Below are 15604 nucleotides of genomic sequence, written 5' to 3'. Positions count from 1 at the left end.
CGAAAGGAGAACGTCATGGGAGTAGTTAGTTTGTTTAGCGTGGCGCCGGAGGGTTCCGTTACTTCGCCGAAAGGGTTTCGGGCCGGCGGCCTGCATTGCGGTCTTAAGAAAACGACGCGCAACGATCTCGGCGCGATTGTGTGCGAGGTGCCCGCGGTGGCGGCGGCCGTCTATACGACGAACGTGTTCCAGGCCGCCCCGCTGAAAGTGACGCGCGAGAGTCTCGCGTCCGGCGGGCGGCGGCTGAAAGCCGTCGTCGTCAACAGCGGCAACGCCAACGCCTGCACCGGGCAGCAGGGCGAGGCCGATGCCTACGCCATGCGCGCCGCGGCGGCCGCGGCCTTCGGGCTCGCCGAGCACGAAGTCGCCGTCGCCTCCACGGGCGTCATCGGCGAACTGCTGCCGATGGACCGCGTCGAAGGCGGCATCGCCGGCTTGCCGGGCGTGCTGTCCGGCGGCGACGACGGCGCCGAGCAGTTCTGCCAGGCGATTCTCACCACCGACCTCGTGAAGAAGGAGGTGTGCGTGAGCCTGGCGGTGGACGGCCGCGAGGTGCGGATCGCCGGGGCGGCGAAGGGCTCGGGCATGATTCATCCGAACATGGCGACGATGCTCGCCTTCGTGACGACCGATGCCGCCGTCGAGCCGCAGGCGCTGCAAAGCCTGCTCGGCACCACCACCGACGTGACGTTCAACATGATCACGGTCGACGGGGATACGAGCACGAACGACATGCTGGTCGCGATGGCCAGCGGGCTCGCGGGCAACCGGGAGCTGGCGCCGGGCCATCCCGACTGGGAGGCCTTTGCGGCCGGGTTCCGCCACGTGTGCCAGACGCTGGCACAGGCGATCGCCCGCGACGGCGAAGGCGCCACGCGCCTGGTCGAAGTGACGGTGGAAGGCGCCGTCACCGATGCTTCCGCGCGCGCCATCGCCAAGACGATCGTCGGCTCCAGCCTGGTGAAGTCGGCCGTTTTCGGGGCCGACGCCAACTGGGGCCGCATCATCGCGGCGGTCGGCCGCGCCGGGGAGCCGGTGAATCCGGATACCGTGGATATCCGGCTGGGCGACATCGTCGTTTTGGCCGGCTCGCGCCCGATTCCTTTCGACGAGGAAGAGGCGCTGGCTTACCTCCAGGGCGACACGGTTGCGATCCATGTCGACCTGCACGGGGGCGGCGGCCGCGCGACGGCTTGGGGCTGCGATTTGACTTACGACTATGTGCGAATCAATGCGGCTTATCGGACATAAGCCGACGAAAGATAAATGAAATGGCAGGTTGGTTTGGTGCCATCTGGTGCCCAACGGGTGCCCATCAGAGAGGTCGTAGCATGAAAAGATGCTAATCTGCAGGAATTCTGGCCGATCCATGAGGGGTATGCGAAAAAAGCTGCAAATCCGCAGGTATTTCGGACGCTTTTTGATAATCGCGCCGATTTCGATGTAAGCTCCTGCACCATTGCAGGAATTTTGAGATTTATGGCTTCTTACAGGGAAAAACCTGCAGATATGCAGGAATTCGATGTTGCTGAGCGGTTCAGTGAGCGGTTCAGTGAACGCAGAGAGGGGAGAACGGGAGTGAGAATCGTACTGGAAGGCGGCCAATTATCCGCCGGAGCGCCGGGGATTGCCGTGAAGCGGACGTTTGTCATGAAATGCGGGGGCAGCACGCTGGAGGAGTTGCCGGATTCGTTTTACAAGGACTTGGCCGGACTTCAGGAGGACGGGATTCAGCCCGTGATCGTCCATGGCGGCGGGCCGGCGATCTCCGAGAACCTGGGCAAACTGGGGATTGAATCGCGCTTTGTGAACGGACTTCGCTATACCTCCGAAGAGGTGCTCGATGTGGTGGAGATGGTGCTTGCGGGCAGCATCAACAAAAAGATCGTCCGCCGGATCGGGCAGGCGGGCGGAAAGGCGGTCGGGTTGTCCGGCGTGGACGGCGGCCTGATTCAGGCGAAGCCGGTCGTGAACGCCGCGGAAGTCGGACGGGTCGGCGACGTTACCGGCGTCAATGCCGAGCTGATTGAAGGGGTGCAGAAGCTGGGTTATATTCCGGTTATCGCTCCGGTGGGCATGGACCGCGAAGGACAGCGCTACAACATCAACGCGGATACGGCGGCGGGCGCCGTCGCATCGGTGCTCGGCGTGCAGCGGATGATCGTGGTGACGGATGTGCCGGGTATTATGAAGACGGTGAACGGGGAAAAAAGAGTCCTGCCGACAGTGACCGTGCAGCAGATTGAAGATATGATTCTTACCGGAGAAATTTACGGCGGCATGATTCCGAAAGTTCGGGCGGCCGTGGCCTGCATCAGCGGCAAAGTGAACGAGGTGGTCATTGTCGACGGCAGCGTCCCCGGCGTGCTGGGCAAGGTGTTGGCCGGAGAGGCGATCGGCACGAAGATATTGCGCATGCAGTAAAAGAAATCGTTTAATGTAGAGGAGATGGGAAAATGACGCAAAGCGTGCTGTTTACGACCTATGCCCGCTATCCGCTGAATCTGGTCAAAGGGCACGGAAGCTGGGTCTGGGACGATCAAGGCAACCGGTACCTGGACTTCATGAGCGGCCTGGCCGTCACCAATCTGGGGCACGCCCCGGAGAAAGTCAAAGAGAAGGTGAAAGCCCAGCTCGACGAGCTGTGGCATATTTCGAACCTGTTTCACATTCCCCAGCAGGAAAAAGCGGCGCGGCTGCTGACGGAAGTCAGCTGCGCGGATGCGGTCTTTTTCTGCAACAGCGGCGCGGAAGCGAACGAAGCGGCCATCAAGCTGGCCCGCCGCTACCATCAGAAGGTGAAGGGCGCGGACCGCTATGAAATCATTACGTTCGAGCAGTCCTTCCACGGCCGGACCCTGGCCACGCTGACCGCCACCGGCCAGCAGAAAGTGAAGGACGGGTTCCTTCCGCTGCCGGAAGGCTTCAAAACGGTGCCTCTGCATGATTTGGACGCGCTCCGTTCGGCGATCGGGCCGAAGACGGCGGCCGTCATGCTGGAACTGGTGCAGGCCGAGGGCGGCGTGTACCCGGTGGAGCGCGGGTTTGTTCAGGAGCTTGCGGCGCTCTGCAAACAGGAGGGGCTGCTGCTGATCCTTGACGAGGTGCAGACCGGTATGGGCCGGACCGGCACCTGGTTTGCGCATCAGCAGTACGACGTCGAGCCGGATATTTTCACCACGGCCAAGGGGATTGCCAGCGGACTGCCGGCCGGCGCGATGCTGGCGAAGGACTTCCTGCGCGAAGCGTTCACGCCGGGGACGCATGCCTCGACCTTCGGCGGCAACCCGGTTTCCGCGGCGGCGGTGATCGCCACGATCGAGACGATGCGTGAGGAGCGCGTGCCGGAACGGGCGGCGGAGGCGAGCGCCTATTTGATGGAGCAACTGCGCGTGGCCTTGGCGGACCAACCGTTCGTGCGGGACATTCGCGGCCTCGGCCTGATCATCGGCATCGAGTGTGCCGGACCGGTCGGAGAGATTGTGACCGCGGGGCAGCAAAACAAGCTGCTGTTCGTGACCGCCGGTCCGAACGTTATCCGGCTTTTGCCGAATTTGCTCGTGACCCGCGAGGAGATCGACCAGGCGGTCGAAACGCTGACGGGCCTCATCGCCGACCATGCCGCCAAGGATGCCGTAAAGGAGGAAATGAAGTTATGAGCCTGACGGAACAGAAAAAATTCAATCTTACCGGACGCGACTTTTTGGAGCTGGATGATTACTCCACCGAGGAGATTCAATACTTGATCGATCTGGCGATCGAAATCAAAGCCAAGCAGAAGCGCGGTGAGGCTTACCAGCCGCTCAAGGGGAAAACGATCGGGCTGATCTTTGAAAAATCGTCGACCCGTACCCGCGTGTCTTTCGAAGTCGGAATGTACCAGCTTGGCGGCCATGCGCTCTTTTTGAGCAAGAACGATATCCAGTTGGGCCGCGGCGAGACGATCGCCGATACGGCGGGCGTCATGTCCCGCTACCTGGACGGGATTATGATCCGTACCTTCGGCCATGATAAAGTGGTGGATTTGGCGCGTTATTCCACGGTTCCCGTGATTAACGGGCTGAGCGATCTGGCTCATCCGTGCCAGGTGCTGGCGGACTACCAGACGATCTATGAGCATAAGGGCACGCTGAAGGGGCTTAAGCTGGCTTATATCGGCGACGGCAACAATATGGCGCACTCGCTCATGATCGGCGGAGCCAAGCTCGGCGTGCACGTATCGGTGGCGGGCCCGGAAGGGTATGAGCCGGATCCGCAAGTGGTGGCGTCCGCGCGGGATATCGCCCAAGCGACGGGCGCGGTTATCGAGGTGCTGCGCGATCCCCGGGAGGCGGTGAAGGACGCCGATGTGATTTACACCGATGTCTGGGCCAGCATGGGATTTGAAGAGGAGCAGAAAGCCCGGGAAGCGGCGTTCGCGTCCTACCAGGTGGATGAGGAACTCGCCGCGTACGCGAAGCCGGATTATTTGTTTATGCACTGTCTGCCGGCGCATCGCGGCGAGGAAGTCAGCGAGGGCGTCATCGACGGCGAGCATTCGATTATTTTTGACCAAGCGGAGAACAGGCTGCATGCGCAAAAAGCGCTGATGGCGGCTTTAATGGGATAAGGGAGGATACTAACGATCATGGCAAAAGAAAAAATCGTATTGGCGTATTCGGGCGGCCTGGATACGTCGGTTATTTTGAAATGGTTAAAAGAGACATACGACGCGGAAATCATCGCCTTTACGGCGGATATCGGACAGAAGGAAGAGCTGGACGGGTTGGAGGAAAAAGCGCTGGCCACCGGAGCTTCCAAAGTGTACATCGATGACCTTCGCGAGGAGTTCGCCAAGGACTTCATCTACCCGATGTTCCAGGCCGGGGCGCTCTACGAGGGGCAGTATCTGCTCGGCACGAGCATCGCCCGTCCGCTGATCGCGAAGCGGATGGTGGAGATCGCGCGGGCCGAAGGCGCGGCGGCGATCGCTCACGGCGCTACGGGCAAGGGTAACGATCAGGTGCGCTTCGAGCTCGCGGCGGCGGCGCTGGCGCCGGAAATCGCCGTAATCGCTCCCTGGCGGCTCAGCGAGTTCCGCGACCGTTTCCCGGGCCGCGCGGAAATGATCGCCTACGCCGAAGCGAACGGCATCCCGGTGACCGCCTCGGCCGCCAAGCCGTACTCGATGGACCGCAACCTGCTGCATATCAGTTACGAAAGCGGCGTATTGGAGGATCCTTGGTTTGACCCGTCGGCGCCGGAGAACAAGGAAATGTTCCTGCTCAGCGCCTCCCCGGAGGATGCGCCGGACCAGCCGGAATACCTGGAGCTGGAATTCGAGCAGGGCAACTGCGTCGCGCTGAACGGCGAGCGGCTGGATCCGCTCCGCGTCATGGAGAAGTTGAATGAACTGGGCGGCAAGCACGGGATCGGACGCGTCGATATGGTGGAGAACCGCTTCGTCGGCATGAAGAGCCGGGGCGTATACGAGACGCCGGGCGGCACGATTCTGTTCACGGCCCACCGCAAAATGGAGTCGCTGACGATGGACCGCGAGGTGATGAACCTGCGCGACAGTTTGATTACCCGTTACAGTACGCTCGTATACAACGGGTTCTGGTTCGCCCCGGAACGGCTTGCCCTCCAGGCACTGGTTACCGAAAGCCAGAAGAACGTGACGGGCACCGTACGCGTCAAGCTGTACAAGGGCAATATCATCGCGGCCGGCGTGAAGAGTCCGGTCAGCTTGTACAATCCGGACATCGCGACGATGGAAGCCGATCCGACGCAAGCTTACGATCAGGGCGACGCGACCGGATTTATCCGGCTGAACGCGCTGCGTTTAAAAGTGGGGTCGGGCGTCGAGCAGAACAAGCAATAGATGGATGGTCTATGGTAAGTAACGGGAAAACCTCCCGTTAATGTACGGGTCTTGGCCCGTCGATCGGATTTAGCGGGAAAAGATCCATCTATTTTGCGGTCCAATGGCCGATATATATAATTCCAGGCGAATTAGCGGGAGGTTTTCCCGTTAATTTGCTTTTGCAGCCGCATAGGCACCGAATTAACGGGAAGAATTCCCTTTAATTGGAGTTCAACCTATATGTGCTTATGTGCTCAAACAGCGATGGAGCGTTTATAGAGCATTTATGGAACGTGAACGTTTATCAATGCGATAAACCAAGTTTTTTCATAGGGACGTTTTTCAGAGCGTTTAGAACTAAGGAGTGGATCAGGTGAGCAAGCTGTGGGGTGGACGTTTTACGAAGCAAACGAACCGTCTGGTGGAGGAATATACCGCTTCGATCGGATTTGACAAGGCGCTGGCGGAGGAGGACGTGCAAGGAAGTCTCGCGCACGTGACGATGCTGGGCAAATGCGGCATCCTTCCGGCGGACGATGTGGACAAAATCAAGGATGGCCTCCATGCCGTCCTGAACAAAATCCGTCGAGGCGAGCTGGAGTATTCCGTTTCGGACGAAGACATTCATATGAACATCGAGAAGCAGTTGATCGACGAGGTCGGCTCGGTCGGAGGCAAGCTGCATACCGGCCGAAGCCGTAACGACCAGGTGGCCACGGATATGCACCTGTACTTGCGCAAACGGGTCGTCGAATTCGTGGGACTGCTCCATGATCTTCAGGAGGCGTTAATCGGACAGGCCAAGGCGAACCAGGATACGATCGTCCCTGGGTATACGCACCTGCAGCGGGCGCAGCCGATCTTGTTCGCCCATCATTTGATGGCTTACGTGTCCATGTTCCAGCGGGATATCGAGCGGCTGCAGGACAGCTACAAGCGCATAAACGTGCTGCCTTTGGGGGCCGGAGCGCTGGCGGGAACGACGTTTCCGATCGACCGTCATTTCGTGGCGGAGCAGCTGAATTTTGACGCGGTCTACGAAAACAGTTTGGACGCGGTCAGCGACCGGGACTTTATCCTCGAGTTTTTGGCCGACGCCTCCATCTTGATGATGCATCTGTCGCGGCTCAGCGAGGAGCTGGTCCTGTGGAGCAGCACCGAATTCCGGTTCGTCGAACTCGATGACGCCTTCTGCACGGGCAGTTCCATTATGCCGCAGAAGAAGAATCCGGACGTACCGGAACTCGTGCGCGGCAAAGCGGGCAGGGTTTACGGCAACCTGATGGGTCTGCTCACCGTGTTGAAGTCGCTGCCGCTGGCCTACAACAAGGATATGCAGGAAGACAAGGAAGGCATGTTCGATACGGTGGCTACCTTGCAGGGAGCGCTGCGGCTGTTCGCCCCGATGATCGCTACCATGAAGGTGAACGGAGACCGGATGCGCGAAGCGGTGAACAAGGACTTCTCCAATGCGACGGACATCGCCGATTTTCTGGCGGGCAAAGGTCTGCCGTTCCGGCAGGCGCATGAGGTGATCGGCAAAACGGTGCTGTATTGCATACAGAACGAAAAGTTTTTGCTGGATCTGTCGCTGGAAGAGTTTAAACAGTTTTCGCCGTTGTTCGACGAAACGATTTACGAAGTGCTTAAGCCCGAAACGGTCGTCAACGCGCGCAACGTATACGGCGGAACGGCCTCCGGCCAAGTGGCGGCCGCGATTGCCCGGGCCGAAACGAAGCTGGCGGATACGGGCGAATGGGTCCGGTCCTATATGGAGAAAAGCAAATAACCGTGAGGCGGGAGACAGCCTTCGTTTTGCAGCCTTGCTGCTGACGGAGGCTGTTTTTTTAGTTTCATGATGAAAGTAAAAATAAAATTTTCATTTTTATTTTCAAAAATATATAAAAAGATAGTCACTTTTTGTCGAAATAAATGTTATATCGCTCACTGTCAATGTCAGGTGAGTAAGCTAAGGCCGACCGCCGCGGTATCATGATGGATTTTTTTACATCCGTAGACTTACACCGACTTAACGGCCTGCAATTCATCCGGAAGATACATAAAAACAAAGCTACTTTATTGAGGGAGGAAAAATATGAAGACCCTATTTAAGCGTATGAGGAGCCTTCTTGAAGTGCGCACGCTGCGAAACCGAATGCTGCTGTTGTTTGCGATAACGCTGATCATCCCGAACCTGGTGATCGCTGTTTCCAGCTTGACCAGCGCTAGCGGACAATTGCGTTCCAAGATGGACCAAAGCACCCAATCGAGCGTTAACTTGATGAACGATCTGCTAGGCCAAATCGTGGAGGCGGAGGTTCGGAACGTCGAGCAGCTTGTGATGGAAATAACCTCGCAGCAGATCAACGATAAATCCCCGGAGCTGCGCAAGCATATCGAGCTTTTTATGGAGAAGCATCCCGAGCTTGAGCTGCTAACCGTAGGGACGCAGACGGGAGCCTGGATGAAAGCGCCGGATCCCGGCGCGCAGGAATATGATCCGCGGGAGCGGGACTGGTTCAAGAAGGCGCTCGCCGCGCCGAATGAGACGGTGATTCTCGATCCGTTCACGTCGGCGACGACCGGCAACTACAATCTGTTCATCAGCCGGGCTCTGCCGGATGGTCAGGGGGCGATCACGTTGTCCCTGAACATGGCGGAGCTGAACAAAAAGGTGGCCAGCTTGCGGTTAGGCAACAAAGGTTATGTCTACATCATGGACGCGGCGGGCAAAATCGTGGCCGATCCGACCGTAAAGAGCGGAGAACCTGCCACCGGGGACCAGGTGGCCAAAATTCTGGCCGGGAAGTCCGGCTTTATGCGGTATACCAGTCCGGTGACGGGAGAACCGCAAAGCAGTTACTATACGACGAACGAGTTGACCCGATTCAAGATCGTCGGGGTGCTGGAGACCAACGAGTTTACCGAAGCGTCGATGCCGATTTTCTGGACTTCGCTGATCGTCTTGGCCGTATCCCTGCTGGTGGCCGGCGTGGTTCTGTTCTTCGTGATCCGCAGCATCACCCGTCCGATCGAAGCGCTGAATCTTTCGGCGAAACGGGTGGGCGAAGGTTATCTGAATGAAAAGGTCATCACCAAACGCCGCGACGAAATCGGGCAGTTGGCGGGGAACTACAACGAGATGGTCGGCTCGATCCGCACCATGGTCCTGGGAATTTCGGAGCTGTCCAGCCAGGTAGCCGCTTCAAGCGAGGAGTTGACGGCCGGGACGGAACAGAACTCCAAAGCGGTCGAGCATGTGGTCAACCTGGTGCAGGAGACGTCCGAGGATGCTGAAAGGCAGGCGGCCATGTCCGTGGAAAGCGCAAAGACGATGGAGGAAATGTCGATGGGTATCCGCAAGATCGCGGAGGCGTCGGGCAACATCGTAGAATCCTCGCGCCATACCGAGGAGGACGTAAGATTCGGCAGCGAGAAAGTGAGCCATGTAAGCGAGCAGATGGAAGAAATCCGGCGCTCCACGCGGGTGTCGTCGGAATTAATGCATCAGATGAATGAGTTGAGCGCTCAAGTGGCCGGCATGAGCAGCGCCATTTCCGAGATCGCCAACCAGACGAACCTGCTGGCCCTGAATGCCGCGATTGAAGCGGCCCGGGCGGGTGAGGACGGCCGAGGCTTTGCGGTCGTGGCGGGCGAAGTGCGCAAACTGGCGGAACAGTCCCGGGTAACGGCCGAGCAGATTCAAGACAGCATCGGGCAGATGACGGGCTTGACGGCCAAAGCCTACGAAGTGATGAACCGTGAGGTGAACGAAAGCGTCGAGCGCGGCATTTCCGTTACGGAGGAGGCGCGGACCGCGTTCCTGCAAATCGAAGCTTCGACGAAGCAAATCGCCGAACAGATCCACGAGGTCTCCGCGATTACGGAGCAAATGTCGGCCAGCGCCGATGAAATCGCCGCGTCGGTGACCCAAATGGCCGAAACCTCTTCGAGAAGTCTGGAATCCTTCCAGAGCGTAACGGCGGCGACGCAGGAGCAGTTGGCATCGATGGAGGAGATCTCCTCGGCATCGGACGGCTTGGCCCGGATGGCGGCGGACATGCACTCCAAAATCGATCATTTTAAGCTGGAATAGATATTAGAATGAAAAGCGTGCTGCCCGGAACCCTGCGTGGGATCCGGCCGGCGCGCTTTTTTTAGTGGCTTTAGCTAGTTCAGCTCGCGAAGCGTACAAAACAAGAAACCACCTGCGGGTGTTGTAGTGATGCTTATAGCAAAAACACTGATGGGCTCGTTATCATAGGAGTGTTCAAGCTGCTATGTATAACGAAAGGAAAAGGTGGCTTAATGGCTAATCGAAGTGATATGTCACCTACAAAGAACGCCTAGTGTGCTTCCAAGCTTTAAAACTCCAAAAAAATGCAAATCTGCAGGTATTTAGGCCGATCCGCGAGGGGATTGTAGAAAAAGATGCAAATCTGCAGGAATTTCCAGCGATTTTAGAGAAACGAGCCGGTTTCGTCGAAAATTCCTGCAGATTTGCAGGGATTTTGAAATTTTGAGTCCAAACAGGAAAAAAGCATGCAGATATGCAGGAATTCTATGTTATCAAGGTTGTCTGAAGGGGCACCTAGTAGTAATCGCACTCCGTCAGAAAATGACGAGGTCTGCTCATTTACAACGTAACAATGTTATGTTACATTAAAAAAGCAAGAAAGGAGTTTGGTGATGACGGAGGAACTGATCTCAAAAAAGGAACTGCTTGACGTCACTGGAATCTCTTACGGTCAGCTGTACCGCTGGAAGCGGAAAAACCTCATCCCCGAACAGTGGTTTATTCGCAAATCTTCCTTTACGGGGCAAGAGACGTTTTTTCCGCGGGAAAAGATCCTGCAGCGCATCGACCGGATTCTGAACATGAAGGACGATCTGTCGTTGGATGCGCTGGCGGATATGTTTTCTCCCAGTCCGGGAGAAAGCAGCATGAGTGTTGGAGAAATATTGGAACGAAACATTGTGTCATCCGTTTCGATAAATTTGTATCTGGAGACCATGGATTCGGTACAACAGCCTATTCTCGGCTTTGAAAAAATACTAATAATTTATGTGCTCGATAAGCTATTGCGCAGCGGGGATATTTCTTTGGATGAAGGCCGACTCCTGATCCGAACGCTGGAGGCCAATTTTCCCGAAAAAACCGGCAGGGAATGCGGAATCCGGCTGACCCGGAAGATGGGGGTGGCGGCTTTTCTGCTGGTGCCGGGCGATGGCGAAGTTTATCTGGACAGCGAGGTTAAAACGGTAGCAAGACTGTCCATGCCGGCGTGCACTGAAGAATTGAAATTAAGAATGAACGGGAGTGAAGGTTCGTGAGCGAACAACTCGTTAGGGATTTGAAGATCAATGGTCTGGGGCAGGCCGCCGGCGGAACCTACGGAAAAGTCAACATCGACGGCATCGGAACTTTAAACGGGGATACGGTTTGCGACTTGCTGACGGTGAACGGCAGCTTAAAGACGAAGCATTCGATTCAGGGCGGCGAGATCCGGATCAATGGCAACAGCTCGGTCGGCGGCAAGGTGGGAAGCGGGCGTTTGCGGGTGGACGGTATGCTTAAGGTGGATGGAGACGTTCGCTCGGAGCGGATGGATATTAACGGAATGCTGCGGATCGGAGGCGGCGCTGCCGGGGACACTCTCGAGATCGACGGCAGTCTGAAGTCGTCCGGGAATGTTGAATTTGAGACCGTGCAGGTGTACGGCGGCTTTCAAGTCGGCGGGATGCTGAACGCGGGAACGCTGGAACTTAAAATGGCGGCAGCTTGCCAGGCCCGGGAGATCGGCGGGGAACGGATCCGGGTAGCGGCGAAGAAGGGGTCCCGCAAACTGCTCGGGCTGTTCACGTCTTCCCTGGCCATACGTCTGACGGCGGACGTGATCGAAGGCGACGATATCGTGCTTGAAGATACGAAGGCGGATGTGGTGCGCGGCAACCGGGTGCGGATCGGTCCGGGCTGCGAAATCGGCGTCGTCGAATACAGGCACGCTTATGAGGCGGATCCCAAGGCTTCGGTAGGAAAAGCGGTGCAGCTTTAATCATCGGTTTATTCATCAAAGGAGGATGGGAAGATGTATGAATCCACCCGTGAACCGCAGCAGGCGGATATGAAGCTGGTCGGCAACAGCACGGCGAACGGAGGCGCATTCCGAAACGTAAGCATCACCGGGGACGTGGAGATTGGCGGGGATGTGGATTGCCGTTCCTTTAAATGTACCGGGAACGCCGATGTGGACGGAAGCTTGCAAAGCGGGGAACTGAAGACGACGGGCAACCTCGCGGTAAAAGGCTCGTTGGAGTCCGCCCGTATCCGCGTAACCGGGGACTTGGATATAAAAGGCGCACTTACCGGAGAAGAGATCCATATTTTTGGGGGATGCACGGTAAAGGCCGGGATCCAGGGAGAACAGTTTCATTTGAAGGGATCGCTCCAAAGCGAGGGGATGTTGAATGCCGAGCATGTCGATATCCGTTTGCTGGGCAGAAGCGCCATCGGCGAGATCGTCGGAGGCCGGGTAGAGGTCAAGCTTCATGCTACGCATAAATGGGTGCTCTGGCTGCCTTACAGGGAATCCCCGGAGCTCGTGGCGAACGTCATTGAGGGAGATCACGTCTACTTGGAAAACACGATAGCCCAAACGGTCCGGGGCGGGCAGGTCACGATCGGTCCGAACTGCAGGATTGAACTCGTGGAATACCGCACCGGGTTCCATCAGGATTCCCGTTCCGAAGTGGTGCGGAGTGTGTGGCACAGCGAAACCTAATTTTCTTGAAAAAAACGCCGGAATCCCCGTCTTATTGCGAAAGACGCGAGGATTGCGGCGTTTTTTTGGCTGTGATGATGCCTTGCGTTACAAATTAGGCGGGATCGACATGACCCTTTCGTCCGGCCGCATAACCCATCACGATGGTAAGCAGGGATAGCGAGGTAATCGTTGCGAGCGGGACCGTCCATCCGCCGCTTTGGTCGTGGAGAAAGCCGAACAGCGTCGGCCCGACCGCGGCAAGCAGATAGCCGATCGACTGGGCCATCCCGGACAGTTCGGCGGCCTGATCGGCGGAGCGGGCACGGAGCCCGAAGAACATGATGACCAGGCTGAAGGTCGTGCCGCAGCCGAGGCCGATCAGCATGATGAACAGCATGGCCCATGACGCGGGACCGAGCCATACGCCGGCGAAACCGGCGAGGAACAGGGCGGAGGAAGCGGCGGCCAGCCATTTTTGGCTTTGGGTCCGCGCCGCGATCAACGGCATGGTAAAAGAGCCGACCATGCTGAGCAGCTGCATGATGGAAAGCATCCACCCGGCTTGGTCCATGCTCATCCCCCGTTCATGCAAAATTTCCGGCAGCCAGGAGATGCCGATATAGAACATGACCGATTGCAGGCCCATGAACAAGGTCACCTGCCAAGCGACCGGGGAGCGCCAGACCGCTCCGGATTTCCGGTAGCCAGCCCCGGCCCCTGCGCCTGCACTCTTCCGGTTGGCGGCGTAGCGGCGTACGAGCGGGATCCAGACGAGGGCGGTTGCCGCCGAGAGCAGAATCCAGAAGCCGAGCGCCCCGCGCCATCCCAAAAAGGTCCGGGCCAGCGGCATGCTGACGCCCGAGGAAATGGCGGACCACATGTTCATGAAAGACGTGTACAGCGACGTCATCAGACCGATCCGCAGCGGGAAATCCCGCTTGATCACGCCGGGGATCAGCACGTTGGCGACGGCGATCGCGCTGCCGACCAGCGCGGTACCGCCGAACAGGGCGGGAACTGACGGCAGGGAACGAAGCAGGATCCCTCCGGTCATGATGATCATGCAAAAGAGCAGCGTCGGTTCGCTGCCCCAGCGCGCCGCCAGCCGCGGCGCGGCCAGGGCGAATACGGCGAAGGCGAGCAGCGGCAGCGTGGTCAGCATACCCGACAGGGTGTGCGACAGGCCGGTGCTGCTCTGGATCTCGCCGATCAGCGGCCCCACGCCCGTGATCGGCGAGCGCAGCGTCGCAGCCGTAAGCAGAATGGCCGCGACCGCCAGCGCCGTCCCGGTGCCGCGCGAGAGGCCGCCCGGCGCGGGCTTGGGCGCCGGGTCGGGCGCCGACTGGGCCGCTGCCCCGGCCGTTGAGTTGGGCGCTGACCCGACTGCTGACCCGGCCGCTGTATCCGGTGTCGACTCGGCAATCGAATCGATCGTCGTAGGAGAAGCTGAGGCTGCCGCGTTATTTGTCGAATTGGACTCCTCTTTTTGCAGGAGATCGGAAATCGTTGAATTAGACTTCATTATGCAATGAATCCTTTCTGTGTAATTCTGCTGGGTCCCGAGCCGAAGCCGTCGGAAATCAGGTGGGTTTACCTTACCACACGAGAAGAAAATTAATCAATAGGAGTCCCGTTCTTTTCCGGGTTCCCTGGCCGGCTGGAAACGGCAGAACTTATGGAATTCCGAGGGACGATTGTGGTACAATTAATGGTAAAATCAGGTTGAAGCTGACATAGTCAATCTATAGCTGAGACGGCCAATTCATATTAGAGCAGAGTCAGAACAGAGTCAGAACAGAGTCGTGAAGCACACGTCTTTTGCCTTGGAGATAAACTCCGGGCAGAGGGCGTTTTTGCGTTTTCATGAGCTTATGAATCCATTGCGTCAAAAATCGCCGCTAACCGTGATCGATCTGCTTTGCTCTGATAGTCCAGCGATAGACATTTTTCCTAAGTAAGTAGAAAAGGAGGGAACAAGCATGGGTTTCACTGAGGCGCACGAAAATTATAAAAGAACACTTGGCAGTGAGGGAGGGGGAACGTGCGAGAAGATTGCTGGAAGGGCATGGCTATGCGGAAAAATGGTTTTTGGAGGCGGTATGGTGGCCCGCTTTCGGACATTTTCAGCACCTCCATCCGGAATACGAGGTGAGTGATTTTAAGGATGGATACAGGTTTCTCGATTTTGCGTACATTCGCGGTCCATTGAAACTGGCCATCGAAATTGACGGTTACGGCCCTCATTGGAGGAATGTCAGTCGTATCCAGTTTTCCGACCATTGTCGGAGACAGAACGATTTGATGATCGATGGCTGGAAGGTGTTGCGGTTCTCCTTTGACGACGTCAAAGAGGGTCCCCGCTACTGCCAGCAGAAAATCCAGCAGCTTCTCGGGCGCTGGCTCGGTGAAGAAAACGCGGCGGCGGAGGCGGACTGGCTGGAAAAGGAGGTCATCCGGCTGTTCTTGAGGAACGGGGGCCCTTTAACGCCCGGGGAGGTCAGGCAGCGCATGGGGATTGGCGAAAAGAAGACAAGGGCGGTACTGTACGACCTGGCCCGCAAAAAATGGATCGTGCCCCACAGCGGCAATGAGCGAATTCGCTCATACCGGCTGAGCTCGGCTGGGCGGGATCTCACTCTTTGAGACGGGGCAGGAGAGGGGGGCGGGGAGCGGCAAGGGGGAACGCGGGCGGGCGAGTGGCGGCTAAGGGAAGCGCGGAGCGCCAACGCCGTCCTCGGGCAGGGCCGGGGGGGCTTGCCTCGGGCGACTGGCCTTGCCTGCGGGCGTCTTCACCGCGCTGCGGACCGCGCTTGGTGGGCGCATCGCCTGCGCCGTACCCGGCGGGAGCATCGTCTCGCTGCGCTCAGCGGGAGCGTCGCCGGTATCGCCCTCCGAGCGATGGCCTCCCCCTCGGAAGGAGGCGGTCGGGGGAATAAGCGCCTTTTGGGGCGCTATTTTGTCGAAATCGGCTCAATGGAGGGAAATAGCGGTCGCA

General features: G+C 57.9%; 12 protein-coding genes. 11 read left to right on the top strand and 1 reads right to left on the bottom strand.

Annotated features, from left to right (window positions below):
- Positions 1-15 precede the first annotated feature (15 nt).
- From argJ to LBW89_RS13050, 10 genes are all read left to right on the top strand, one after another.
- Positions 16-1251 carry a bifunctional glutamate N-acetyltransferase/amino-acid acetyltransferase ArgJ gene (gene argJ, locus LBW89_RS13095; protein WP_148452859.1) on the top strand — a complete coding sequence of 412 codons (1236 nt, stop codon included), beginning with the start codon at positions 16-18 and terminating at the stop codon, positions 1249-1251.
- Positions 1252-1650: 399 nt separating this feature from the next.
- The gene (argB, locus tag LBW89_RS13090; RefSeq protein WP_225039365.1) at positions 1651-2424 is read left to right on the top strand and encodes an acetylglutamate kinase; all 774 of its coding nucleotides are present in this window, start codon (positions 1651-1653) and stop codon (positions 2422-2424) included.
- 32 nt (positions 2425-2456) lie between these two features.
- On the top strand, positions 2457-3659 hold the full coding sequence (locus LBW89_RS13085) for an acetylornithine transaminase (protein ID WP_148452857.1): 1203 nt from the start codon (positions 2457-2459) through the stop codon (positions 3657-3659).
- On the top strand, positions 3656-4609 hold the full coding sequence (gene argF / locus LBW89_RS13080) for an ornithine carbamoyltransferase (RefSeq protein ID WP_148452855.1): 954 nt from the start codon (positions 3656-3658) through the stop codon (positions 4607-4609). Before LBW89_RS13085 ends, argF begins: the two co-directional genes overlap by 4 nt.
- An 18-nt stretch (positions 4610-4627) precedes the next feature.
- Positions 4628-5863 carry an argininosuccinate synthase gene (locus LBW89_RS13075; protein WP_148452853.1) on the top strand — a complete coding sequence of 412 codons (1236 nt, stop codon included), beginning with the start codon at positions 4628-4630 and terminating at the stop codon, positions 5861-5863.
- 355 nt (positions 5864-6218) lie between these two features.
- Entirely contained in the window at positions 6219-7634 is a 1416-nt protein-coding gene (argH, locus tag LBW89_RS13070; RefSeq protein WP_148452851.1) for an argininosuccinate lyase, read from the top strand.
- A 306-nt stretch (positions 7635-7940) separates the two neighbouring features.
- Complete coding sequence (locus LBW89_RS13065; RefSeq protein WP_225039312.1) at positions 7941-9941, top strand: methyl-accepting chemotaxis protein; 2001 nt, start codon at positions 7941-7943, stop codon at positions 9939-9941.
- Between the two features lie 593 nt (positions 9942-10534).
- Positions 10535-11179, top strand: a complete 645-nt coding sequence (locus LBW89_RS13060; RefSeq protein ID WP_225039311.1) for a YhbD family protein — start codon at positions 10535-10537, stop codon at positions 11177-11179.
- Entirely contained in the window at positions 11176-11901 is a 726-nt protein-coding gene (locus LBW89_RS13055) for a hypothetical protein (protein WP_225039310.1), read from the top strand. Before LBW89_RS13060 ends, LBW89_RS13055 begins: the two co-directional genes overlap by 4 nt.
- 33 nt (positions 11902-11934) lie before the next feature.
- Positions 11935-12627, top strand: a complete 693-nt coding sequence (locus LBW89_RS13050) for a DUF342 domain-containing protein (protein WP_148452843.1) — start codon at positions 11935-11937, stop codon at positions 12625-12627.
- Between the two features lie 94 nt (positions 12628-12721).
- Here the strand turns inward: LBW89_RS13050 and LBW89_RS13045 are convergent, their stop codons facing one another.
- Positions 12722-14131: a CynX/NimT family MFS transporter gene (locus LBW89_RS13045; protein ID WP_225039309.1), complete on the bottom strand. Its 1410-nt coding sequence runs from the start codon at positions 14129-14131 to the stop codon at positions 12722-12724.
- A gap of 530 nt (positions 14132-14661) precedes the next feature.
- Here LBW89_RS13045 and LBW89_RS13040 point away from each other — a divergent pair.
- The gene (locus LBW89_RS13040) at positions 14662-15252 is read left to right on the top strand and encodes an endonuclease domain-containing protein (protein ID WP_225039308.1); all 591 of its coding nucleotides are present in this window, start codon (positions 14662-14664) and stop codon (positions 15250-15252) included.
- Positions 15253-15604 lie beyond the last annotated feature (352 nt).

The organism is Paenibacillus sp. alder61, assembly GCF_020179875.1.
Lineage (GTDB): Bacteria > Bacillota > Bacilli > Paenibacillales > Paenibacillaceae > Fontibacillus > Fontibacillus faecis.
This window is presented reverse-complemented; position numbering and strand designations above follow the sequence as displayed.

Excerpts from the sequence above, each read along its gene's own strand:
- LBW89_RS13065 (WP_225039312.1), top strand. The coding sequence starts at position 7,941 with ATGAAGACCCTATTTAAGCGTATGAGGAGCCTTCTTGAAGTGCGCACG.
- argB (WP_225039365.1), top strand. The coding sequence starts at position 1,651 with ATGAAATGCGGGGGCAGCACGCTGGAGGAGTTGCCGGATTCGTTTTAC.
- LBW89_RS13085 (WP_148452857.1), top strand. The coding sequence starts at position 2,457 with ATGACGCAAAGCGTGCTGTTTACGACCTATGCCCGCTATCCGCTGAAT.
- argF (WP_148452855.1), top strand. The coding sequence starts at position 3,656 with ATGAGCCTGACGGAACAGAAAAAATTCAATCTTACCGGACGCGACTTT.
- argJ (WP_148452859.1), top strand. The coding sequence starts at position 16 with ATGGGAGTAGTTAGTTTGTTTAGCGTGGCGCCGGAGGGTTCCGTTACT.
- LBW89_RS13050 (WP_148452843.1), top strand. The coding sequence starts at position 11,935 with ATGTATGAATCCACCCGTGAACCGCAGCAGGCGGATATGAAGCTGGTC.
- LBW89_RS13060 (WP_225039311.1), top strand. The coding sequence starts at position 10,535 with ATGACGGAGGAACTGATCTCAAAAAAGGAACTGCTTGACGTCACTGGA.
- LBW89_RS13075 (WP_148452853.1), top strand. The coding sequence starts at position 4,628 with ATGGCAAAAGAAAAAATCGTATTGGCGTATTCGGGCGGCCTGGATACG.
- LBW89_RS13045 (WP_225039309.1), bottom strand. The coding sequence starts at position 14,131 with ATGAAGTCTAATTCAACGATTTCCGATCTCCTGCAAAAAGAGGAGTCC.